Below are 19,598 nucleotides of genomic sequence, written 5' to 3'. Positions count from 1 at the left end.
GATCAGATGTCCATCTTGTGGAAGACCATGCGCGGCAGGTTGCGGATCACGGCCATGATGAGCGCCCATTTCGCCGGGGCATACACCACGGGGGTGCCGCGGGCCATGCCGCGCACCACGGCCTGGGCCACCTGCTCCACGCTGGCGAGCTTGGCGCCGCGCGCCTTCAGGTGCGCCGTCATCGGCGTGTCGGTGGGGCCGGGCTTGACCAGCACCACCTTCACGTTCGTGGCCGCCAGGCGGTGCTGCAGCCCTTCGGCATAGCGCTCCACCAGTCCCTTGGCGGCGCCGTACACGTAGTTGGATTTGCGGCCCCGGTCGCCGGCCACCGAGCCGATGATGCCGATCGTGCCGCGCCCCGCCACCTGCATCGCGCCGGCGAACGCCTCCGCGCACAGCACGGGCGACAGGCCGTTGACCACCATGGCCTGCTCGGCGCTGGCCAGATCGCTCTGGCACTGGGGCTGGTCGGGCAGGCTGCCATGGGCGATGAGCACCGTGTCCGGCACGCCCTGGGCCGCCAGGTGCTGCACCAGCGCGGCGATGGACGCCGCCTGGGTCACATCGCCGGCCAGCACCTCGATGCGGGCCTGGGGCTGGCGCACCTGCAGGTCGTCGGCCACGCCCTGCAGCCGGGCCGCATCGCGCCCCACGAGCACCACGCGGCCGATGCCGCCGGCCTGCAGCCATTGGCGTGCGCAGTGCTGCGCGATCAGCGAGGTGGCGCCGACGATCACGAGGGTCTGCGGTGCGTTGCTGGCGTTGTTGTTGTTCTGCATGTTGGCGGTGAGTTCGTTCGTTCTTGTCTTGGAGAAAAAGCCGCAGGTCAGTCGCCCATCAGGCGTCGCGACATCGCGGACCGGATGTTCGGGTCGCGGTACGGAAGGAATTGGGCGAGCTTCGGGTAGCCGGCCTCGAACAGGGCGCGCGGCATGCGCGCGTCCTTGGCCGGGTACAGGCGCCCGCCGGCCTCGGCCACGACGGCGTCGAGCCGGTCGAACAGCCGCAGCGTGCGGTCGCCCAGGTTGGGAAAGTCGAGCGCCAGCGTGACGCCCGGCTGCGGAAAGCTCAGCAGGCCCACCGATTCGCGGTCGCCGAAGGTCTTGAGCACGCCCAGGAAGCTGCCCTGGCCCGACGCGGTGATCTCGCGCAGCAGCGCGCCCACGGCGTCGGGGCCGTGCGGGCGGGGCACCACGCACTGGTACTGGTAGAAGCCCCGGCGGCCGTAGATACGGTTCCATTCCTGCAGGTTGTCCAGCGGGTAGGAAAACGGCTCGTAATGCTGCAGCGCGCGGCCGGCGCGGCGGCGGTTCAGGTGGTAGTACGCCGCGTTGAAGGGGCGCAGGCTCAGGCGGTTGACGAGCGAGACGGGCGGCGCGAACGGCACGGTGCGCTGGCGGTCTTTCGGTGCGGCGCCGTGCTGGAATTCGGGGGCGGCGGCGTTGGCGCGCAGGAAGATGCCGCGCGTGGCGCCGGCCCGGGCACCCGAGAGGCAGTCGATCCACGAGACGGTGTGCTCCCAGCCGGCCTCGGAGGCATCGGCCAGTGCGAAGAACTCGCCCAGCGACCCGTAGGGCAGGGTCTCGGTGTCCAGCCACGCGCCGGGCACGCGCCGCAGCCGCAGCGTGGCCTGGGTGACCACGCCGGTCAGGCCCAGGCCGCCCACCGTGGCGGCGAACCAGTCGGGATGCAGCTGCGGGCCGCAGCGGATCGACAGCCCGTCGGTGCGCAGCAGCCGCAGCTCCTGCACATGGTCGCCGAAGGAGCCATTTCCATGGTGGTTCTTGCCGTGCACGTCGTTGGCGATGGCGCCGCCCACCGTCGCCAGCTGGGTGCCCGGGGTCACGGGCAGCATCCAGCCGCGCGGAACGAACGTGCGCTGGATGTCGCGCAGCAGCATGCCGGCCTCGCAGGTCAGCTCGCCGGTGGCCTCGTCCCAGGCGATGAAGCGGTCCAGCCCGCGCAGCGACCACAGCGCGCCGCCGGGGTTCAGGCACACGTCGCCGTAGCTGCGGCCCATGCCGAACGCGAGCCCGTGCTGGCCGGGCTCGCGCGGCAGGTGCGCCAGCGGCCGCTCGGCCAGGATGCGCAGATCGTGGTCGTCGGCGCTCAGGCGGCCCCAGGAGCGCACGGCTACCACGGCAGCCCCAGTGCGGCGGCGACCATCGCCAGGCTGAACAGGGCGCCCGCGGCCAGGCTGGCGCGGTCCTTGAAGGCGAAGACCAGCGGGTCGTCGTGCATCTGCCCGCGCACCGCGCGCAGCCACATCCAGCTCACCCAGAACACCATCACGGGCACGGCGGCCCAGATCATCTCCGGCGCGCGGTACATCAGCAGCACCGATTCGCTGTTGAGGTAAAGCGCCAGCACCACCACGGCCGTGTAGCCGGCGGCGATGCCCAGGTTCTGCACGATGGGCGCATCCGACGTGAGGTAGCCGCGGCCATGCGCCTGCGTCTTGCCCGCGGCCTGCTGCACCATCAGCTCGGCATAGCGCTTGACGAACGCCAGCGACAGGAAGAGAAAGCCCGAGAACGCCAGCAGCCAGAACGACAGCGGCTGCGTGATGGCATAGGCCCCCGCCACGATGCGCAGCGTGTAGAGCACCGCCAGCGCGATGCAATCGACCAGCACCCAGCGCTTGAGCGCCAGCGAATACGCCCAGGTGATGGCGAAGTACCCCAGCAGCCAGCCGAAAAACCCCTGTCCCACCTGCCAGGCCAGCAAGAAGCTCGCCGCCGTGAGCACCGGCACCAGGGCCACGCCCTGCCAGGCCGCCAGCGCGCCCGAGGCGAAGGGCCGCAGGCGCTTGCGGGGATGCCGGCGGTCGCTCTCCAGATCGAGCAGGTCGTTGGCCACATAGACCGACGAGGCGCACAGGCTGAAGGCCAGGAAGGCCACCAGCAGGTCGCCCCAGGCCTCGCCGTCGGCCAATCGGTGCGCGGCCACCAGCGGCACGAACAGCAGCAGGTTCTTGAGCCACTGGTGCAGCCGCAGCGCCTTGCGCCAGGGCCTGAGGCCGAGGGGCTCGCGGGGGAAACGTTCGGCCACGTTGCCTTGCGCCTCGGCCCGCCGGGTGACGGCCCCCGAGGCATTGACCACGATGGCCGAGCGCGCGGACTGCCACACCGGCACGTCCGCCTGCGAATTGCCCGCGTAGTCGAAGCCGCGCTCGCCGAAGGCCTGCACGAGCGCGGCGGCCTTGGCGGCCCCGGCCAGGTTGGTGGCCCCATCGCTGGCCATGACCTGGTCGAAGCACCCCAGGTGGGCGGCGATGGCCTGCGCCACCGAGCGGTCGGAGGCCGTGCACAGCACGGTGCGCCGCCCGGCCGCGTGCTGGTTGCGCAGCCACTGCACGAACGGCACGTTGTAGGGCAGCGTGGCCACGTCCATCTGCACCCGCTGCCCGATCTCCTGCTTGAGCGCCGCCTTGCCCCGGGCCAGCCACACGGGCAGGGCCATCGCGCGCCACGGCCCGTCCCGCAGCAGCTGCAGCGACGATTCGTGCAGCATGTCCGTCAGGATGAGCGTGCCGTCCAGGTCCACCACCAGGGGTGGTTCCGACGACGGGCCCGGGGTGGGCTGGGACGAATCGAGGGGCGGGCGCAAAAGAAGCCTTTGATGGGGGAGGGGTGAAGGGGCGCGGTCGTTTTGGTAACGCTCTGTGCGCAATGGCAACAGAACATTGTAAAAGCCGCTGTCCACGAAGCCGGCACCCCCGCCCCAGCGTTACACCCTGCCCGGGCGGGTGTGGCGAAGATGCCGCAGTCCGCATGCGTTCACCCCGCTGCGCAAGGTTTTCCGTTTCCAGCGGTGGGCGCGGTGCCGCTGGTGGCGGCGCAGTGGCGTCGAGCACCTCGCCGGCCGGTCACTAAACTCGGCCCTGCCTCCGGCGCCCCATCCACACCGCCTGCTTTCTTTCCTGATGCACCGACTGCCCTGGCCCTTGCCCGCCCTCCTGGCCTGGGCCGCTGCATGGCTGGCCTACCTCGGCCTGCAGGGGCGGGTGGCGCCGGTGGCCGCGCTGATCGTGGCCTGCGCCGTCGGCACGGCCGCCAGCGTGCTGGGTTCGGGCTGGTGGCGCCGGGGTCTGATCGCGGCGGGGTTTCCGCTGTCCCTGGCGCTGACCGGCGCGGCCAGCGTACCCGCCTGGGCCTGGCTGGTGCCGCTGGCGCTGCTGCTGCTGGTGTACCCGCTCAACGCCTGGCGCGATGCGCCCCTGTTCCCTACGCCGCACGATGCGCTGCTCGGCTTGGCCCGCACGGTGGCGCTGCCGCCGGGCGCGCGGGTGCTGGACGCCGGTTGCGGCCTGGGCGACGGCTTGATCGCCCTGCGCCGCGCCTATCCGCAGGCGCGGCTGGCGGGCGTGGAATGGAGCCGGCCGCTGCGCCTGCTGTGCGCGCTGCGCTGTCCGTGGGCCGAGGTGCGGCGGGGCGACCTGTGGCGCGCCGACTGGAGCGGCTGCACGCTGGTGTATCTGTTCCAGCGCCCCGAAAGCATGGCCCGCGCCGCCGCCAAGGCGCAGGCGGAAATGGCGCCGGGCACCTGGCTGGTCAGCCTGGCGTTCGAGGTGCCCGGGGCGGTGCCGCACGCCCGGCTGCAGCCGGACGGCGGGCATGCGGTCTGGGTCTATCGCATGGGCGCCCAGCGGTAGCCAGCAGCCCAGCCGCGGCGCTATGATCCGTCGCCGCCTCTGGCACGCCGGCCGTTGCGGCCGCGGCCCCTTGTCTTGCGCCCTCCTGCCGACAGGTGGCGTCTTCACCCTTTTCCCTGAGAGGAACACTCCAATGTCCAAAAAGACCTTGCCACTGCTGGCCGCCGTCTGCGCCGCCGTCCTGCTGACGGGATGCGAAACCACCAACATGAAGATGGGCAGTGCCGAGTCCAAGACCGTCGCCACCGGCGCGGCCGCCGGCGGTGCCACGGCCAACGAAAGCAGCGACCTGCAAAAGTGCGCATCGCCCCTGGGCACCGTGTCGCTGGTGGAAAACCAGCAGGCCGGCTGGTACACCATCCTTCGCAACGAATACCGACTGCCGCCCACGGCCAACCTGCTGCGCCTCTTGATCCAGCAATCGAACTGCTTCATCGTGGTGGAGCGCAGCGCCTCCGGCATGACGGCCATGGACCGCGAGCGCGCGATCATGCAATCGGGCGAAATGCGCGGCGGCAGCAACTTCGGCAAGGGCCAGATGGTCGCCTCCGACTACGGCCTGTCGCCTGAAATCATCTTCTCCAACAGCGATGCCGGCGGCATCGGCGGCGTGCTGGGCGGGCTCATCGGCGGCGGCAGCGGCCGGGCCATCGGCGCCCTGGGCGGCGGCCTCAAGACGCGCGAGGCCAGCGCCATGCTGACCCTGGTGGACAACCGCTCCGGCGTGCAGATCTCGGCCTCCGAAGGCAGTGCCTCCAAGAGCGATTTCGCCGGCTTCGGCGGCCTGTTCGGCGGCTCGGCCGGCGGCTCGCTGGGCGGCTACCAGAACACGGCCCAGGGCAAGGTGCTCACCGCCGCGTTCATGGACGCCTACAACCAGATGGTCGTGGCGCTGCGCAACTACAAGGCGCAAAGCGTGCAGGGCCAGGGCCTGGGCGGCGGTGGCCGCCTGGGCGTGGACGGCGGCGCCGCGCCATCGCAGACCCGTGCCGGCGTTCCCGCGCCCGCCGGTGCCCCGGCCGGTGGCGCTCCCGCCATGTCGGTGCGCGAGGCCCAGGAGCGCCTGAACGCGCTGGGCTACAACGTGGGCACGCCCGATGGCGCTGCCGGCGCCCGCACGGCCACTGCGCTGCGCAACTTCCAAAAGAGCAAAGGCCTGCCGATCACGGGCCGCGTGGACGCCGCCACGGCGGACGCGCTCTCGCGCTAAGGCGCGAAGGGGCCGCGGGCTGGGCCCCGGCCCCGGTCCTCGCCCTGCGCCGGCGCAGGGCCGGCGAAGGCCTGCGGGCCGCCACTCGCAACCGGCCCGCATCGCGGGCCGATCTTCTGGCCGCGCGCTGCCCGCCAGCGCCTTTGCGCCACGGCGTTACCACCGGTCACAGCTCTTCGGAATCCTCGGCCGGGCCTGCCATGTTTGCTATTGAAATAATAGCTATGAAGGCATGTTCCACTAGGGCATACGGCCTGAAACCCTTGCAATCGATCTATACTCCCGCCCGTTGGTGCTCGCGCGGTCATTGCGACCGCGCAGTTAAACGGGAACCAGGGAGGGCGCGTCCGGCACGGACCGCACCCCAACCTGGGCTGCCCCCGCAACGGTAAGCGAAAGAAGGCCTCGCCTTCACCCCGTGGAATCGTGCCCACTGGATGCCTCGGCATCTGGGAAGGGCCCACGGGTTTTCGCCAGCCCGGAGACCGGCCGACAGGGGGGCGCGCGCCCCAAGGCTCAGGCCTTGGAGCGCGCGGTCCATTTCACGGAACCTGCGGGGAGGCAGGGGTCCGGGCGAATGCATTCCTGTGGTCCCCATGCAAATCTTCTCTGTGCTGGCGCGTGCGCCAGCCCCGCGGCCATGACGCCGGGCACCGTCTGGTTCGTCGGCGCCGGGCCGGGCGATCCCGAGCTGATCACGGTCAAGGGCCGTGCGCTGATCGAGCGCGCTGGCGCCATCCTGTTCGCGGGCTCGCTCGTCAACGAGGCGGCCACGCGCTGGGCGCCGCCCGGCTGCACCATCGCCGACAGCAAGGACATGACGCTGCCGCAGATGGCGGCGTGGCTTATCCTTCAGGCGCAAAAGCACGACACCGTGATCCGCCTGCAGACGGGCGATCCGGCCCTGTACGGCGCGCTGATCGAGGTGGTGCAGCCGCTGGACGCGGCCGGCGTGCCGCTGCGCGTGGTGCCGGGGGTCTCCTCGGCCATGGCGTCGGCCGCGGCGGCGGTGGAGAGCTTCACCCTGCCCGAGGTCACGCAAAGCGTGATCTTCACGCGCGTGGAGGGCCGCACGCCCATGCCGCCGGGCGAGTCGCTGGCCGAGCTGGGCCGCCACCACTGCACGCTGTGCATCTTTCTGTCGATCACGCTGCTGCACAAGGTGCAGGCCGGGCTGCGCGAAGCCGGCTGGGCCGACGACGCGCCCGTGCTCGTGGTGCACAAGGCCAGCTGGCCGGGCGAGGAGCTGATCGTGCGCGGCACGCTCGCGGACATCCGCGACCGCTGCCGCGAGGCCAAGGTGGTGAGCCAGGCCATGGTGATCGCCAGCCCCACGCTGGGCGCCCGCCAGTGGACGGAGCTGGCCAAGTCCAAGCTGTACGACCCCACTTTCACGCACCGCTTCCGCAAGGCGAGCGAGCCATCCCACGAACCCCATCCCCCTTTGGAGCGTGCCCCATGAACACCACCATCCTGCTGATCGGCCATGGCTCGCGCGAGCCCGAGGGCAACGACGAAATCCACGCCTTCGTGGCGCAGTGGCGCGCGCGCCAGCCGGCCTGGCGCATCGAGGTGTGCTTCATCGAATTCGCGCCGCCCGGCCTGCACGACGGCCTGCTGCGGGCCGCGCAGGGCAGCCAGCGCGTGCTGGTGCTGCCGCTCATCCTCAACGCGGCGGGCCACGTGAAGATGGAGATCCCCGAGGCCATCGAGCATGCGCGCGCGCACTGCCCGGGCGTCGATTTCCGCTACGGCCCGCACCTCACCGCCTGCGATCCGATCCTGGACGTGCTGCGCCGCAAGCTGCGCGAGTGCATGGCCGTGCTGGACATGCCCGACCCCACCACCACCGGCGTGGTGCTGCTGGCGCGGGGCTCGTCCGACCGGCAGGCCAACGGCGACGTCGCCAAGATGGCGCGCTGGCTGCAGGAGGACGGCCACCACGAACTGGTGGACCTGGCCTTCACCGGCATCACCTGGCCGCGCCTGGAGCGCGTGGTGCAGCGCCAGACACTGCTGGGCATGAAGCAGATCGTGGTGCTGCCGTACTACCTGTACACCGGCACGCTCATGCAGCGCATCGGCCGGCAGGTGGAGCACCTGCGCGCGCAGTACCCGCAGGTGCGCTTCGCCCAGTCGCAGCACTTCGGCCTGGAGCGCGAGATCTTCGAGCTGCTGGACCGCCGCGTGGCCGACCTGCTGGAGGGCGTGCCGAACAGCCTGCTGCCGTGCGATGGCTGCAAATACCGCGAGATCGCGCACGACCTGGGGCATGGCCACAGCCACGAACACACGCACGCCCCTGCGCCCGCGCCAGGGGCGCAACCCGAGCCCGCGGTGGCCCTGGCCACGGCCGAAGTGGTGGTCCACCGGCCCGGATCGCCACCTGCGCACCCGGCCCATGGGGCGCACGGCCACGCGCATTCGTCGCTCGACCACAACCATGGCCATAGCGACGGCCATGACCACGTCCCGGCGCACGGGCACCCGCACGAGACCGCCGCCGCATGAGCACCGTCAACACCGTCACCGAGCAGCTCACGCGCGCCGGCCAGGCCATCGAGCACGACAGCTTCGCCATCATCGACGCCGAGGCCGGCCCGCATCCGTACACGGCGCAGCAGTGGCCCATCGTGCGCCGCATGATCCACGCCAACGCCGACTTCGAGTTCAACGGCCTGACCGACTTCCACCCCCAGGCGGTGGAGGCCGGCATCGCCGCCATGCTGCGCGGCGGCGCGCCCGTGGTGGCCGACGTGGAGATGATCTGCTCGGGCCTGTCGCAGCCGCGCCTGGCGCACTTCGGCATGCGCACGCACCAGTTCATCAGCGACGCCGACGTGATCGCCCAGGCCCAGGCCGAGGACACCACGCGCGCCGTGCAGGCCATGCGCAAGGCGCACCGGCGGGGGCTGCTGCAGGGGGCCGTCGTCGGCATCGGCAACGCGCCCACCGCGCTCATCGAACTGGTGCGGCTGATCCGCGAGGAGGGCGTGCGCCCGGCGCTCGTGGTGGGCATGCCGGTGGGCTTCGTCTCCGCCGCCGAGTCCAAGGACCTGATGGCCGGCGTGGACGCGGTGCCGTGGATCGTCATCCGCGGCCGCAAGGGCGGCTCCACGCTGGTGGTGGCCGCGCTGCACGCGCTGCTGGCGCTGGCCGAGGCCCGCCAGAAGGCCACGATGCCGGGGACGCCGTCGCCATGATGGAAAAGACCGTGCGCCGCGGCACGCGCACCGGCTTCACCACCGGGGCGTGCTCGGCCGCCGCCGCGCGCGCCGCCGTGCTGGGACTGGTGCACGGCAGCGTGCCCGAGGCGGTGGACTGCCTGCTGCCCAACGGCGACGTGGTGCGCTTTGCCGTGAACGACGGCCGCTGCGACGGCCAGGCCGCGCACGCCATGGTCATCAAGGACGCGGGCGACGACCCCGACTGCACCGACAAGGCCCACCTGACCGCCGACGTGCGCGTGCTGCCCGGCGATGCCGGCGCGGTGCGGCTGGCGGGCGGCTTCGGCGTGGGCACCGTCACCATGGCCGGGCTGGGCCTGGCGGTGGGCGGGCCGGCCATCAACCCGGTGCCGCGCAAGAACATCGAAGAGAACGTGCGCGCCGTGGGCGAGGCGCTGCTTGCCCATGCGGGGCTGGAGGTCACCATCTCCGTGCCGCAGGGCGTGGACATGGCGAAGAAGACGCTCAACGCGCGGCTGGGCATCCTGGGCGGCATCTCCATCCTCGGCACCACCGGCATCGTCAAGCCCTACTCCACCTCGGCCTACCGCGCGAGCGTGGTGCAGGGCGTGCAGGTGGCGGCCACGCTGGGCTATGGCGTGGCGGTGCTCACCACCGGCGGGCGCACCGAGCAGTTCGCCATGAAGGAGCGCGCGCAGCTGCCCGCCGCCTGCTTCGTGCAGATGGGCGACTTCCTGCGCTACGCGCTCGACGAGGCCGTGGCCCAGGGGCTGCGCGAGGTCGTCATCGGCGGCATGGTGGGCAAGCTCACGAAGATCGCCCAGGGCGAGACCATCACCCACGCCAACCGCGCCGAGGTCGATACGCAATTGCTCGCCGGCCTGGCCGCCGGCATCGGCGCGCCGGCCGACGTGTGCGCCGAGATCGCCGCCGCCGAGACCGCGCGCTTCGCCGCCGAGCGCATGGAAGCGCTGGGCCTGGCCGCGCCCTTCCACGATGCGCTGGCCCGCGCGGTGGTGGACACCCTCATGGCACCCGACCGCTACGGGGGCCGCTTCCAACTCCAGGTGCTCGTCTGCGACTTCGACGGCCGCAAGATGGCCGAGGCCTGCTCCGCATGAACGCCCCCGACCCCGTGACCGCCTTGACCACCGCCCCGACCGCCATGCCCGACCCCCAACCCTGCCGCATCATCGGCGTGCTCGACGACGGCGCGGCCAGCCTGGGCGCCACCGCGCTGGCCCTGCTGCGCCGCGCCGACCTGGTGGTGGGCGGCACGCGCGCGCTGGCGCTGTTCGAGGACGACATCGCCCCCGGCGCCACGCGGCGCGACCTCACGGGGCAGCTGTCCGCCGTGCCCGGCTGGATCGCCGCCGCGCGCGATGCGCAGCAGGCCAGCGTGGTGCTGGCCACGGGCGACCCGCTGTGCCACGGCATCGCCAGCTACCTGGCCTCGCGCCTGTGCATCGAGGCCATCGAGGTGATTCCCAACGTCTCCACGCTGCAGCTGGCCTGCGCCCGCCTGGGGCTGGCCTGGCAGGACGCGCGCATCGTCTCGGTGCATGCCAGGGATGCGGGCGAGTGGCAGCAAGGCGCGGCGCCGTCGCACGGCCTGTATGCCCTGGCGCAGGCCGTGCGCGCGCACGACCGGCTGGCCGTGCTGACCAGCCCCGACAACACGCCTGCGCGCATCGCCCGCCTGCTGTTGGCTGAAGGGCTGCAGGACGAGTTCCAGCTCAGCGTGGCCGAGCGCCTGTGCACGGCCGACGAGCGCGTGTGCGCCGACCTGGCGCCGGCCGACGCGGCGCAGCAGGCCTTCGCCGACCCCAACGTGGTGCTGCTGGTGCGCACGCGCCAGCGGCCCGCGCCGGTGCGCTTCGGCCTGCCCGACGCGGCCTACCACCAGCGCCAGCCGGACAAAGGCCTCATCACCAAGCAGGAAGTGCGCGCCGTGTCGCTGGCGCGCATGCAGCTGCGCGCCGACAGCCGCGTGTGGGACATCGGCGCCGGCAGCGGCTCTGTGGGGCTGGAGGCCGCGCGCCTCAGTCCCCAGGGCCATGTGTGGGCCATCGAGAAGAACGAGGCCGATGCGGCCATCGCGCGGCAGAACGTGCAGGCCTTCGGGGTCTCCAACCACACGCTCGTGCACGGCAAGGCGCCCGAGGGGCTGGATGCGTGGCCCGACCCGGATGCCGTCTTCATCGGCGGCTCGGGGGGCGAGCTGGCCGAGCTGATTGCGCTGTGCCTGAAACGCCTGCGCCCGGGCGGCTGGCTGGTGATGAATTTCGTCACGCTGGAGAACCTGGCCGCCGCCACGCAGGCCCTGCAGGCCGCGGGCGCCGCGTGGGACGTGTTGCAGCTGCAGGCCGCGCGCAGCAAGCCCATCCTGCACATGCACCGCATGGCGGCCGAGAACCCGGTGTGGATCGTCTGCGCGCAAGCCGTTAGTACAGAGGCCCCGGCAGCGGTGGTGGAGGAGGGCGCATGACCGATACGACCCCGTCCAGCGCCGCCCTGGGCCGCCTCATCGGCGTATCGCTCGGCCCCGGCGACCCCGGCCTTATCACCCGCGCGGCCTGGGCCCAGCTGCAGCGCACCGATGCCGTGTGGACCTACCCCGCGCGCAGCACCAAGACGCCCAGCTACGCCTTCGATATCGTGCAGCGCGCGGGCCTGCCACCGCCCGCCATGCACCAGACGCTGCTGTTTCCCATGACGCACGACGGCGACAAGCTCGTCCGCGCCTGGGCGCGCGCCGCCGCCGCCGTGCTGCCCTGGCTGCTGGCCGGGCAGGACGTGCTGTTTCTGGTGGAGGGCGATGCCAGCACCTACGCCACCTTCGGCCACCTGGCGCGCACCGTGCGGGCGCTGGATGCGCGCATCGAGGTGCCGGTGATCGCGGGCGTGAACGCCTTCACCGCCGCCTGCGCCGCGCGCGGCATGCCGCTGGCCGAGCAGGACGACACCATCGCCATCGTCCCCGCTGCCTACGGCGTGGGCGCGGTGGACCGACTGCTGCCCGACTTCGACACCCTGGTGCTCATGAAGGTCAAGCCGCTCATGGACGACCTGATCGACTGGCTCGTGCGGCGGGGGCTGCTGCCGCACACGCAGTTCATCGAGCGCGTGGGCGCGCCCGACGAGCGCTGCGTGAGCGGCCCGGACCTGCCGGCGCTGCGCGGCACCAAGGTCAGCTACCTCTCGCTCATGGTGGTCAAGAACCCGCACCGCATCCGCGGCGAGCGCATCAAGGGTTGCCTCAAGAAATCCTCGCCCACCGACGTGGGCGCCTTCCTATCCGAACCGGAGCCTGCCGAATGAATTCCCCCGCCGCCACCCCCGCCGTGGTGCTGTCCGCGCCCGCGCAGCCGCTGGAGGCCGTGCGCGTGTGCCTCGTCGCCATCACCCGCCACGGCGCTGCGCAGGCCGCGCAACTGGCCCGCGACGTGCCCCAGGCCCATGTGTGCACCGCGGCCAAGTTCGCCAGCGCGTTCGAGGGCCTGCCCAACACCGTGCGGGCCTACGAAGGCGCGCTGCGCGACGAGATCGCGCCGCTCTTCGCCGCCTACGACCAGCTGGTGTTCTTCGTCTCGCTCGGCGCCGTGGTGCGGCTCATCGCGCCGGTGCTGAAGTCGAAGGACGAAGACCCCGGCGTGACGGTGGTGGACGACGCGGGCCAGTTCGTGATCCCCGTGCTGTCGGGCCATGTGGGCGGCGCCAACGACTGGAGCGAGCGCATCGCCGCCCTGATCGGCGCCACGCCGGTGCTCACCACCGCGTCGGACGTGGGCAAGACCATTCCCGTGGACATCCTCGGGCGCCACCTGGGCTGGCGCGTGGAGGCGCCCAAGATCAACATCACGCGCGTGTCGGCGCACGTCGTCAACGGCGAGCCCATCGCCGTGGTGCAGGAGGCCGGCCGCCGCGACTGGTGGAACCGCCCCACGCCGCTGCCCGCCAACATCGCCTGCTTCGACCGCCTGGCCGATGTCGATCTGGCGCACTACCGGGCCGTCCTGTGGGTCACCCATGCCCCGGTGCCGCCCGAGCAGTGGCAGGCCCTGGACGAGCGCCTGGTGGTGTACCGCCCGCCGCTGGAGGGCGCTGCGGCATGACGGTGGCACTCGGCACCGATGGACTGCGGCTGGCCATCGGCCTGGGCTGCGACCGCGGCACGCCCGAGGCCACCGTTCAGGCCTGCCTGCTGCAAGCCCTGGCGCAGGTGCCCGCCGACCTGCGCCACGTGGCTGCTGCCGCCAGCATCGCCGCCAAGGCCGACGAGGCCGCGTTTCTTGCATTGGCGGCGCGCCACGGCTGGCCGCTGCAGTGGTACACCGCTGCGCAACTGGCGGCCGTTCCCGTGCCCAATCCCTCGGCCACGGTGCTGCGCTACATGGGCACCCCGTCGGTCAGCGAGGCCGCGGCGCTGCTGGCGGCCGGCGCCGCGCACGACGCATCCGCCCTGCTGGTGGAAAAGCACCGGCTGCGCGGCGAGGACGGCCGCAACGCCACCGTGTCGATCGCGCGCATGGCGCGCGCGGCCGGCTGATCCCTTTTCGTTCCGATTTTTTCCTCTTCTTCACCCCAAAGGTCCACACCATGCACATCGAAATCGGCATCCTCTCGCAGGACAAGATCGCCTTTGCCTCCGTCGCCGCCACGGCGCTGCTGGGCGCGCACGCGCTGCCCCTGCTCAAAAGCCCCACCGCCTGGCTGCGCACGCTGCTGGCGGCTTTTTTCTTCAGCGTGCTCATGCAGGTCTGGCACATGCCCGTGGGGCCATCGGAGCTGCATTTCGTGGGCGCCATGCCCATCTACCTGCTGTTCGGCTTCATTCCCACGCTGTTCGGCTTCGGGCTGGGGCTGCTCGCCCAGGCCCTCGTGTTCGAGCCGCAGGACCTGGCGCACCTGGCCATCAACTTCCTGAGCCTGGCCGTGCCGCTGGTGGCCGTGCACCACGGCCTTGGAAAGCGCATGCAGCGCATCAGCGTCGCCAACGTGCTCAAGCTCGATGCCATGTACTACGCCGGCGTGACGCTCATGGTGGGCTTCTGGCTGTCCATCAGCAGCGATGCGGCGCCCGTGGCCGACTGGGCGCTGTTCGCCGCGTCGTACCTGAGCCTCGTGGCGGTGGAGCCGCTGCTCACCATCGGCATCACGCTCGGCGCCGCCCGCCTGCGCGGCCGCCGCTGGCTGGCCGCCTGCATCGACGAGCGCACGCTGCAGCGCGTCGCGTCGCCCGGCCCGGCCGCCGCCGCGTGAGGAGCCCCGCGACCATGTCCGCAGGAAAGATCATGCTCGTGGGCATCGGCCCCGGCAGCACCGACCACATGACGGCGCGCGCGCGTGCCGCCATCGCCGAGGCCGATACCATCATCGGCTACGTCACCTACATCAAGCTGGTGGCCGACCTCATCGAGGGCAAGGAGATCATCCGCAAGTCCATGACCGAGGAGCTGGACCGCGCCATCGAATCGCTGGCCCGCGCCCGCGAGGGCAAGAAGGTGGCGCTCATCTCCTCGGGCGATGCGGGCGTGTACGGCATGGCCGGCCCCACGTTCGAGGTGCTGTTCCAGGCCGGCTGGACGCCCCCCGCCTTCGACGAGAACGGCGTGGTCGAGCCCGGCGGCATCGAGGTCGAGATCGTGCCCGGCGCCTCGGCCATCAACAGCTGCGCGGCCCGCGTGGGCGCGCCGCTCACGCACGACTTTTGCGCCATCTCGCTGTCCGATCTGCTCACGCCCTGGCCCACCATCGCGCGCCGGCTGGATGCCGCCGCCCTGGCCGACTTCGTGGTCGCGCTCTACAACCCCAAGAGCGGCCGGCGCACGCGCCAGATCGAAGAAGCCCAGCGCCTTTTCCTGCGCCACCGCCGCCCGGACACGCCGGTGGCCATCGTCAAGAGCGCCTACCGCCGCCGCGAGCGCATCGAGTTCGCCACGCTGGCCACCATGTGCGATGCCGATATCGGCATGCTCAGCACCGTGCTGATCGGCAACAGCAACACCATCGTGCAGCACGGGCTCATGGTCACGCCGCGCGGCTACGCCAACAAGTACGACGTGGAGGGCGGCGGCGCCACGCTGGCCGGCGAGCGGCCGGGCCGGTCGCTCTCCACCGGCCTCAACGGCTGGCTGGAGAATCTGCAGCTCGACCACGCGGCCGGCGAAAGCATCGAGGCCCTGGCCCGGCGGCATCGCCTGCCGGCCGATTACATTCGCGACACCCTGGCCCAGCCCCTGGCGGCCGAGGCCGTCGCCACCACCGAGGAAGAGGCATGAGCCAGCAAGACCCCACCCCCGCCATCGCCACGACCGCAGCGCCCGAAGGGGTGCGCGTGGCCATCCAACCCAAGATCGGGGCCTACCGCCGCCACATCCTCATCTGCACCGGCCCGCGCTGCGCCGAAGACGGCCAGGCGCAGGCCCTGTTCGACAGCCTGGGCGACAAGTTCAAGGCCGCGGGCCTGAACGACGGCGAGCTGCGCGTCAAGCGCAGCCGCGTGAGCTGCTTTGCCGCCTGCAAGGGCGGGCCGGTGATGTGCGTGCAGCCCGACGGCACCTGGTACTACGACGTCACGCCCGCCAACATGGACCGCATCATCGAAAGCCACTTGGTGGGCGGCCAGCCGGTGCAGGACCTGGTGTTCCACCAGGGGCCGTCCGGCGGCTGAATGGCGCGAGTGCGGCGGCCAGGGCGGCCAGGGCGGCCGGGCGGGCACCTTGCGGCCGGCTTCACGGACCGGTGGCCAGCCGCTCCTGCAGGAACTCGATGAAACGCAGCGTTTTTGCCGGCAGGAGCCGCGTTTCGGTCAAGGCATAGACCGGGACGGGCGTTCCGTGCCAGCCCGGCAGGACGTGGCGCAGGCGCCCCTCGGCCACGTGGTCCGCGACGACGCCTTCCGCCAGCAGAGCGATGCCCTGGTCCAGCACGGCCAGGCTGCGGCTCATCCCCACGCTATTGACCTTGAAGCGCTGGCCGATAGCGACTTCCACGGTGGCCTCCCCCTCGTTGGCGTGCAGCACCCACGGGCCGAGCTTCGGAGAGCCGATGCACTCATGCTGTGACAGCGCGATGGGATCTGCGGGCTCGCCCGCTGCCCGCAGATAGCGGGGCGATGCGTACAGGTGGGTGGTCAGGCGGGCCAGCTGGCGCGCGATCAGCGTCGAGTCCGGTTGCTCGCCCATGCGGATGGCCACATCGAAGGGCTCGGCCACCAGGTCCACCCGGCGGGGGGTGAGGTCCAGATCGAAGGCGATGCCCGGATAGCGGCGGGCGAATTCCGCGATCAGCGGCGCCATGTAGATGGTCGCAAAGTCCACCGGCAACGACGCACGCAGCACCCCGCTGGGCTGGGCGAGCATGTCGCCCAGCTGCTCATGCGCGATCCGCGCTTCTTCGACGATGCGCCGGCAGCGTTCGTAGTAGATCTGTCCCGCTTCGGTCAGCTCGATCCTGCGGGTCGTGCGATGCAGCAGGCGCAGGCCGATCGATTTCTCCAGCGTGCCGATCCGGCGCGACAAGGTCGAGTTGGGCACCCCCGTCGCATCGCCGGCCGCGCGAAAACTCTTGGCTTTCACCACCTCCACGAAAAGCGCCATGTCGTTCAGGTATTCGATGGCCATTGCGTCAATATTGGATCAATCATTCTCACTAAACCATCTTTATCTCATGGGTAGGTTAATCGAAGATGCAGCTTCGCAACCGGAGAAACCCCATGACCGCCCTTTTCAGCCCTGCCACCGTCGGCCGCTACACCCTGTCGAACCGCCTCGTGATGGCGCCGATGACCCGTTCCCGCGCCGCGCCCGACGGCACGCCCACGGCCCTCGCGGCCACCTACTACGCGCAGCGCGCCGATGTCGGGCTGATCGTCTCCGAAGGCACGCAGCCTTCCGACGACGGCCAAGGCTACCTCACCACCCCCGGCATTTACACCGATGCCCATGTCGCCGGCTGGCAGGCCATCACTGGCGCCGTGCACGCCAAGGGCGCGCGGCTGTTCATCCAGCTCATGCACGTGGGCCGCATGTCGCACCCCGACAACACGCCCCACCACCGGCAGGCCGTGGCGCCTTCGGCGATCGCACCCGGCGCGCCGATGTTCACGATGACGGGCATGCAGCCCATCCCCGAGCCACGCGCGCTGTCCACCGACGAGGTTCGCCAGACCGTGGCGGACTTTCGCCTGGCCGCTCGCCGGGCGATCGAAGCGGGTGCCGACGGCGTCGAAATCCACGGCGCGAATGGCTATCTGGTCCAGCAGTTCTTCGCCCCGAGCGCCAACACCCGCACCGACCAGTACGGCGGATCGATCGAGAACCGCGCCCGTTTCGCGATCGAAGTGGCCACCGCGATCGCCGAGGAAATCGGTGCGGACCGTACCGCCATTCGCCTGTCGCCTGGCGCGCAGCTGGGGGGCATCGACGAGGGTGCCGAAGGGCCCGCCCTCTACCGCCATCTGGTCGCCGAACTCTCCCGGCTGGGCCTGGCTTATGTGCATGTGATGCACGTGGGCGACGAAGCCCTGGTGGCGGACATTCGCAAGCTCTGGCGCGGCACGCTCATCGTGAACCGGCCGGGGCGCACCCGCGAGCAGATCGGCACCGACCTGGCGTCGGGCCTGGCCGATCTGGAAGCCTACGGACAGATGGTGCTGGCCAACCCCGACTTCGTCGAGCGCCTGAAAACCAACGCCCCGATGAATGCGCCGGACCACAACACCTACTACGGCGGTGATGCCCGGGGCTACACCGATTACCCGGGCCTGGCCGGCGCAGCCGCCTGAAACGGCGCGCCCCGCCATCGACATCTGGACAGGAGAACCTCCCATGACAACGACCCAACGCGCGGTCCTGATCCGCGCCTACGGCGGCGCGTCGGCCGCCGGGATCGGCGAGATCCCGAAACCCTCCGCCGGCGACGGCCAGGTGCTGGTCCGTGTCCGGGCGGCCGGCGTGAACGGCATCGACTGGAAAGTCCGCGAAGGCCTGGTCCAGAAGGCTTTCCCGATTCCCCTGCCTGCGGTGCTCGGCATCGAATTGGCCGGCACCGTCGAGGCCGTCGGGCCGGGGGCCTCGCGCTTTCGGGTCGGCGACCGCGTCATGGGCCCGCTGGGCCGGCTCGGCGCGTACACGGAATTCGTGCCGGTCGCCGAGGCGAACCTGGTGCACACCCCCGTGGGGCTGGACGATGTGCAGGCCGCCGGCATCCCCGTGGCGGCCGTTGCAGCCTGGCAGAGCCTGCACCAGGCGGGGCCCATCGCGGCAGGCCAGCGCATCCTGATCCACGGCGCTGCGGGCGGCTTGGGCGGCTACGCCGTGCAGTACGCCAAGCGGGCCGGCGCCGAGGTCTTCGCCACGGCCTCCGCAGCGCACCTCGACTATGTCCGAAGCCTGGGCGCGGACCACGTCATCGACCACCGAAGCGAGCGTTTCGAGTCGGTGGCGCAGGGCATCGGCCTGGTGCTGGACTACGTTGGCGGCGAGGCGCTCGATCGCTCGTGGACCGTGCTGGCCGAAGGCGGCGCCATCGTCAGCGCGGCCGCGCCCGACATCGCCGCACGCACACCTGCCGGCCGTCGCGGATTGTGGTTCGTGAACCAGGCGGACGCGGTGCTCCTGGCGCAGTTCGCGCAGGAAATTGCCCAAGGCTCGCTGATCTCGAAGCTGAGCGATACCGTGGGCTTCAACGGCATTCCGGCAGCCATCGAACGCAATCGCACCGGCCCTCGCATCGGCAAGGTGGTGGCCGACTTCACGCGCTGAACGCTTACCGGCCGCGGCAACCGCAAGGAAAGCGAAGCGTCTTTCGGCGGTGCATCGCACCGGCCGGCGCACCGGCCCTACCGCTGCGCCGGTGGGCGCGCCAGCCAGCGCACCACCACCCCGGCCAGGTACAGCATCAGCGCCGAGGGCAGCGTGAACATCGACCCCCACGCACCGATCATGAGCACCGAATACGCCGCATCCGACAGCCCCGGGGCCGATGCGCACTGCATGCCCGAGCCCTCGTTGCCTTCGCAGCCGAGCAGGCGCAGCAATGGCCACGACAGCAAAAGCAGCAGCACCGGCGCAAGGCCGAGGGCGGTGCACAGCAGGCCGAACCAGCAGCGCCCGGCGAAGCGGCGCAAGGCGGCGGCCTTCATGGGGCGCAGTCCTGGTCCATCGGGTCAGCCCTGCATCGCGCAGGATGCCGGCATCACGGCGGACATCACTTCTTCGCGCTCAGCACCAGCAGCAGGCCGCCGACGGCAATGGCGCCGATGCCCATCCACAGCGGGATGTTGACGGTCTCTTTTTCCTTGGCCGAAATCTCCAGCGGACCGACCTTCACCACGGTGGTGTCCTTCGTATAGCTGAAGCCGCCGTAAGCCAGGCCCAGGGCGCCGGCCACGATCAAAACGATGGCGATCAGTCGGGTGGGGTTCATGTGTCGTCGCTCCGCGTAAGGCGCCCTGCCGCCGGGGTCTGCAGCAGCATGCGGTGGGCGCCCGGGTTTCAAAAAGGATCGCTGCGTGCGCCAGCAGCATAAGCGCTGCGGGCCC

General features: G+C 71.2%; 21 protein-coding genes and 1 riboswitch. Of the genes, 15 read left to right on the top strand and 6 right to left on the bottom strand.

The window, feature by feature from the left end; genetic code table 11:
- Nucleotides 1-2: 2 nt before the first annotated feature.
- From M5C98_RS23855 to M5C98_RS23845, 3 genes are read right to left on the bottom strand one after another with little or no spacing between them, the layout of a single operon-like run.
- Entirely contained in the window at nt 3-779 is a 777-nt protein-coding gene (locus M5C98_RS23855) for an SDR family NAD(P)-dependent oxidoreductase (RefSeq protein WP_272550019.1), read from the bottom strand.
- Between the two features lie 47 nt (nt 780-826).
- Nucleotides 827-2,140, bottom strand: coding sequence for an FAD-binding oxidoreductase (locus M5C98_RS23850; protein ID WP_272550018.1), 1,314 nt, complete (start codon nt 2,138-2,140; stop codon nt 827-829).
- Nucleotides 2,134-3,513, bottom strand: a complete 1,380-nt coding sequence (locus M5C98_RS23845) for a UbiA family prenyltransferase (protein WP_272553382.1) — start codon at nt 3,511-3,513, stop codon at nt 2,134-2,136. The genes M5C98_RS23850 and M5C98_RS23845 overlap by 7 nt, the downstream gene beginning before the upstream one ends.
- A gap of 412 nt (nt 3,514-3,925) precedes the next feature.
- On the opposite strand from M5C98_RS23845, the gene M5C98_RS23840 reads away from it, so the two are divergent.
- From M5C98_RS23840 to M5C98_RS23780, 13 genes are all read left to right on the top strand, one after another.
- On the top strand, nt 3,926-4,654 hold the full coding sequence (locus M5C98_RS23840) for a class I SAM-dependent methyltransferase (RefSeq protein ID WP_272550016.1): 729 nt from the start codon (nt 3,926-3,928) through the stop codon (nt 4,652-4,654).
- 133 nt (nt 4,655-4,787) lie between these two features.
- Complete coding sequence (locus tag M5C98_RS23835) at nt 4,788-5,864, top strand: peptidoglycan-binding domain-containing protein (protein WP_272550014.1); 1,077 nt, start codon at nt 4,788-4,790, stop codon at nt 5,862-5,864.
- A 273-nt stretch (nt 5,865-6,137) separates the two neighbouring features.
- Nucleotides 6,138-6,372: riboswitch (cobalamin riboswitch) on the top strand.
- A 132-nt stretch (nt 6,373-6,504) separates the two neighbouring features.
- Complete coding sequence (gene cobM, locus M5C98_RS23830) at nt 6,505-7,326, top strand: precorrin-4 C(11)-methyltransferase (protein WP_272550013.1); 822 nt, start codon at nt 6,505-6,507, stop codon at nt 7,324-7,326.
- Complete coding sequence (locus M5C98_RS23825) at nt 7,323-8,375, top strand: sirohydrochlorin chelatase (protein WP_272550012.1); 1,053 nt, start codon at nt 7,323-7,325, stop codon at nt 8,373-8,375. Before cobM ends, M5C98_RS23825 begins: the two co-directional genes overlap by 4 nt.
- The gene (locus tag M5C98_RS23820; RefSeq protein WP_272550011.1) at nt 8,372-9,067 is read left to right on the top strand and encodes a precorrin-8X methylmutase; all 696 of its coding nucleotides are present in this window, start codon (nt 8,372-8,374) and stop codon (nt 9,065-9,067) included. The genes M5C98_RS23825 and M5C98_RS23820 overlap by 4 nt, the downstream gene beginning before the upstream one ends.
- Nucleotides 9,064-10,173 carry a cobalt-precorrin-5B (C(1))-methyltransferase gene (locus M5C98_RS23815; RefSeq protein ID WP_272550010.1) on the top strand — a complete coding sequence of 370 codons (1,110 nt, stop codon included), beginning with the start codon at nt 9,064-9,066 and terminating at the stop codon, nt 10,171-10,173. The genes M5C98_RS23820 and M5C98_RS23815 overlap by 4 nt, the downstream gene beginning before the upstream one ends.
- Nucleotides 10,170-11,540, top strand: coding sequence for a precorrin-6y C5,15-methyltransferase (decarboxylating) subunit CbiE (gene cbiE, locus M5C98_RS23810; protein ID WP_272550009.1), 1,371 nt, complete (start codon nt 10,170-10,172; stop codon nt 11,538-11,540). Before M5C98_RS23815 ends, cbiE begins: the two co-directional genes overlap by 4 nt.
- The gene (cobI, locus tag M5C98_RS23805; RefSeq protein WP_272550008.1) at nt 11,537-12,373 is read left to right on the top strand and encodes a precorrin-2 C(20)-methyltransferase; all 837 of its coding nucleotides are present in this window, start codon (nt 11,537-11,539) and stop codon (nt 12,371-12,373) included. Before cbiE ends, cobI begins: the two co-directional genes overlap by 4 nt.
- Nucleotides 12,370-13,167, top strand: coding sequence for a cobalamin biosynthesis central domain-containing protein (locus M5C98_RS23800; protein ID WP_272550007.1), 798 nt, complete (start codon nt 12,370-12,372; stop codon nt 13,165-13,167). The genes cobI and M5C98_RS23800 overlap by 4 nt, the downstream gene beginning before the upstream one ends.
- Entirely contained in the window at nt 13,164-13,601 is a 438-nt protein-coding gene (locus tag M5C98_RS23795) for a cobalamin biosynthesis protein (protein WP_272550006.1), read from the top strand. Before M5C98_RS23800 ends, M5C98_RS23795 begins: the two co-directional genes overlap by 4 nt.
- 50 nt (nt 13,602-13,651) lie before the next feature.
- A complete protein-coding gene (locus tag M5C98_RS23790; RefSeq protein ID WP_272550005.1) occupies nt 13,652-14,314 on the top strand; it encodes an energy-coupling factor ABC transporter permease in 663 nt (220 codons plus the stop codon).
- A 14-nt stretch (nt 14,315-14,328) separates the two neighbouring features.
- Nucleotides 14,329-15,333 carry a precorrin-3B C(17)-methyltransferase gene (gene cobJ, locus M5C98_RS23785; RefSeq protein WP_272550003.1) on the top strand — a complete coding sequence of 335 codons (1,005 nt, stop codon included), beginning with the start codon at nt 14,329-14,331 and terminating at the stop codon, nt 15,331-15,333.
- Nucleotides 15,330-15,725, top strand: a complete 396-nt coding sequence (locus M5C98_RS23780; RefSeq protein ID WP_272550001.1) for a (2Fe-2S) ferredoxin domain-containing protein — start codon at nt 15,330-15,332, stop codon at nt 15,723-15,725. Before cobJ ends, M5C98_RS23780 begins: the two co-directional genes overlap by 4 nt.
- A 61-nt stretch (nt 15,726-15,786) precedes the next feature.
- Here the strand turns inward: M5C98_RS23780 and M5C98_RS23775 are convergent, their stop codons facing one another.
- Complete coding sequence (locus M5C98_RS23775) at nt 15,787-16,671, bottom strand: LysR family transcriptional regulator (RefSeq protein ID WP_272553381.1); 885 nt, start codon at nt 16,669-16,671, stop codon at nt 15,787-15,789.
- Between the two features lie 98 nt (nt 16,672-16,769).
- On the opposite strand from M5C98_RS23775, the gene M5C98_RS23770 reads away from it, so the two are divergent.
- Together M5C98_RS23770 and M5C98_RS23765 are read left to right on the top strand one after the other, a co-directional pair.
- A complete protein-coding gene (locus M5C98_RS23770) occupies nt 16,770-17,840 on the top strand; it encodes an alkene reductase (RefSeq protein ID WP_272550000.1) in 1,071 nt (356 codons plus the stop codon).
- Between the two features lie 43 nt (nt 17,841-17,883).
- Entirely contained in the window at nt 17,884-18,819 is a 936-nt protein-coding gene (locus M5C98_RS23765; RefSeq protein ID WP_272549999.1) for an NADP-dependent oxidoreductase, read from the top strand.
- A 77-nt stretch (nt 18,820-18,896) separates the two neighbouring features.
- On the opposite strand, the gene M5C98_RS23760 is transcribed toward M5C98_RS23765, so the two are convergent.
- Together M5C98_RS23760 and M5C98_RS23755 are read right to left on the bottom strand one after the other, a co-directional pair.
- Nucleotides 18,897-19,199 (bottom strand): hypothetical protein, encoded by a 303-nt coding sequence (locus M5C98_RS23760; RefSeq protein ID WP_272549997.1) that lies wholly within the window; start codon nt 19,197-19,199, stop codon nt 18,897-18,899.
- Between the two features lie 65 nt (nt 19,200-19,264).
- Nucleotides 19,265-19,483 (bottom strand): hypothetical protein, encoded by a 219-nt coding sequence (locus M5C98_RS23755; RefSeq protein ID WP_272549996.1) that lies wholly within the window; start codon nt 19,481-19,483, stop codon nt 19,265-19,267.
- Between the last annotated feature and the right edge of the window lie 115 nt (nt 19,484-19,598).

The organism is Acidovorax sp. NCPPB 3576, from assembly GCF_028473605.1.
GTDB lineage: Bacteria > Pseudomonadota > Gammaproteobacteria > Burkholderiales > Burkholderiaceae_C > Paracidovorax.
Note: the sequence above shows the minus strand (reverse complement) of the source record. Positions and strands in the feature narration are given on the sequence as shown.

Coding starts and splice junctions, on each gene's coding strand:
- M5C98_RS23855 (WP_272550019.1), bottom strand. CDS start 779: ATGCAGAACAACAACAACGCCAGCAACGCACCGCAGACCCTCGTGATC.
- M5C98_RS23845 (WP_272553382.1), bottom strand. CDS start 3,513: ATGCTGCACGAATCGTCGCTGCAGCTGCTGCGGGACGGGCCGTGGCGC.
- M5C98_RS23840 (WP_272550016.1), top strand. CDS start 3,926: ATGCACCGACTGCCCTGGCCCTTGCCCGCCCTCCTGGCCTGGGCCGCT.
- M5C98_RS23835 (WP_272550014.1), top strand. CDS start 4,788: ATGTCCAAAAAGACCTTGCCACTGCTGGCCGCCGTCTGCGCCGCCGTC.
- cobM (WP_272550013.1), top strand. CDS start 6,505: ATGACGCCGGGCACCGTCTGGTTCGTCGGCGCCGGGCCGGGCGATCCC.
- M5C98_RS23825 (WP_272550012.1), top strand. CDS start 7,323: ATGAACACCACCATCCTGCTGATCGGCCATGGCTCGCGCGAGCCCGAG.
- M5C98_RS23820 (WP_272550011.1), top strand. CDS start 8,372: ATGAGCACCGTCAACACCGTCACCGAGCAGCTCACGCGCGCCGGCCAG.
- M5C98_RS23815 (WP_272550010.1), top strand. CDS start 9,064: ATGATGGAAAAGACCGTGCGCCGCGGCACGCGCACCGGCTTCACCACC.
- cbiE (WP_272550009.1), top strand. CDS start 10,170: ATGAACGCCCCCGACCCCGTGACCGCCTTGACCACCGCCCCGACCGCC.
- cobI (WP_272550008.1), top strand. CDS start 11,537: ATGACCGATACGACCCCGTCCAGCGCCGCCCTGGGCCGCCTCATCGGC.
- M5C98_RS23800 (WP_272550007.1), top strand. CDS start 12,370: ATGAATTCCCCCGCCGCCACCCCCGCCGTGGTGCTGTCCGCGCCCGCG.
- M5C98_RS23795 (WP_272550006.1), top strand. CDS start 13,164: ATGACGGTGGCACTCGGCACCGATGGACTGCGGCTGGCCATCGGCCTG.
- M5C98_RS23790 (WP_272550005.1), top strand. CDS start 13,652: ATGCACATCGAAATCGGCATCCTCTCGCAGGACAAGATCGCCTTTGCC.
- cobJ (WP_272550003.1), top strand. CDS start 14,329: ATGTCCGCAGGAAAGATCATGCTCGTGGGCATCGGCCCCGGCAGCACC.
- M5C98_RS23780 (WP_272550001.1), top strand. CDS start 15,330: ATGAGCCAGCAAGACCCCACCCCCGCCATCGCCACGACCGCAGCGCCC.
- M5C98_RS23770 (WP_272550000.1), top strand. CDS start 16,770: ATGACCGCCCTTTTCAGCCCTGCCACCGTCGGCCGCTACACCCTGTCG.
- M5C98_RS23765 (WP_272549999.1), top strand. CDS start 17,884: ATGACAACGACCCAACGCGCGGTCCTGATCCGCGCCTACGGCGGCGCG.
- M5C98_RS23760 (WP_272549997.1), bottom strand. CDS start 19,199: ATGAAGGCCGCCGCCTTGCGCCGCTTCGCCGGGCGCTGCTGGTTCGGC.
- M5C98_RS23755 (WP_272549996.1), bottom strand. CDS start 19,483: ATGAACCCCACCCGACTGATCGCCATCGTTTTGATCGTGGCCGGCGCC.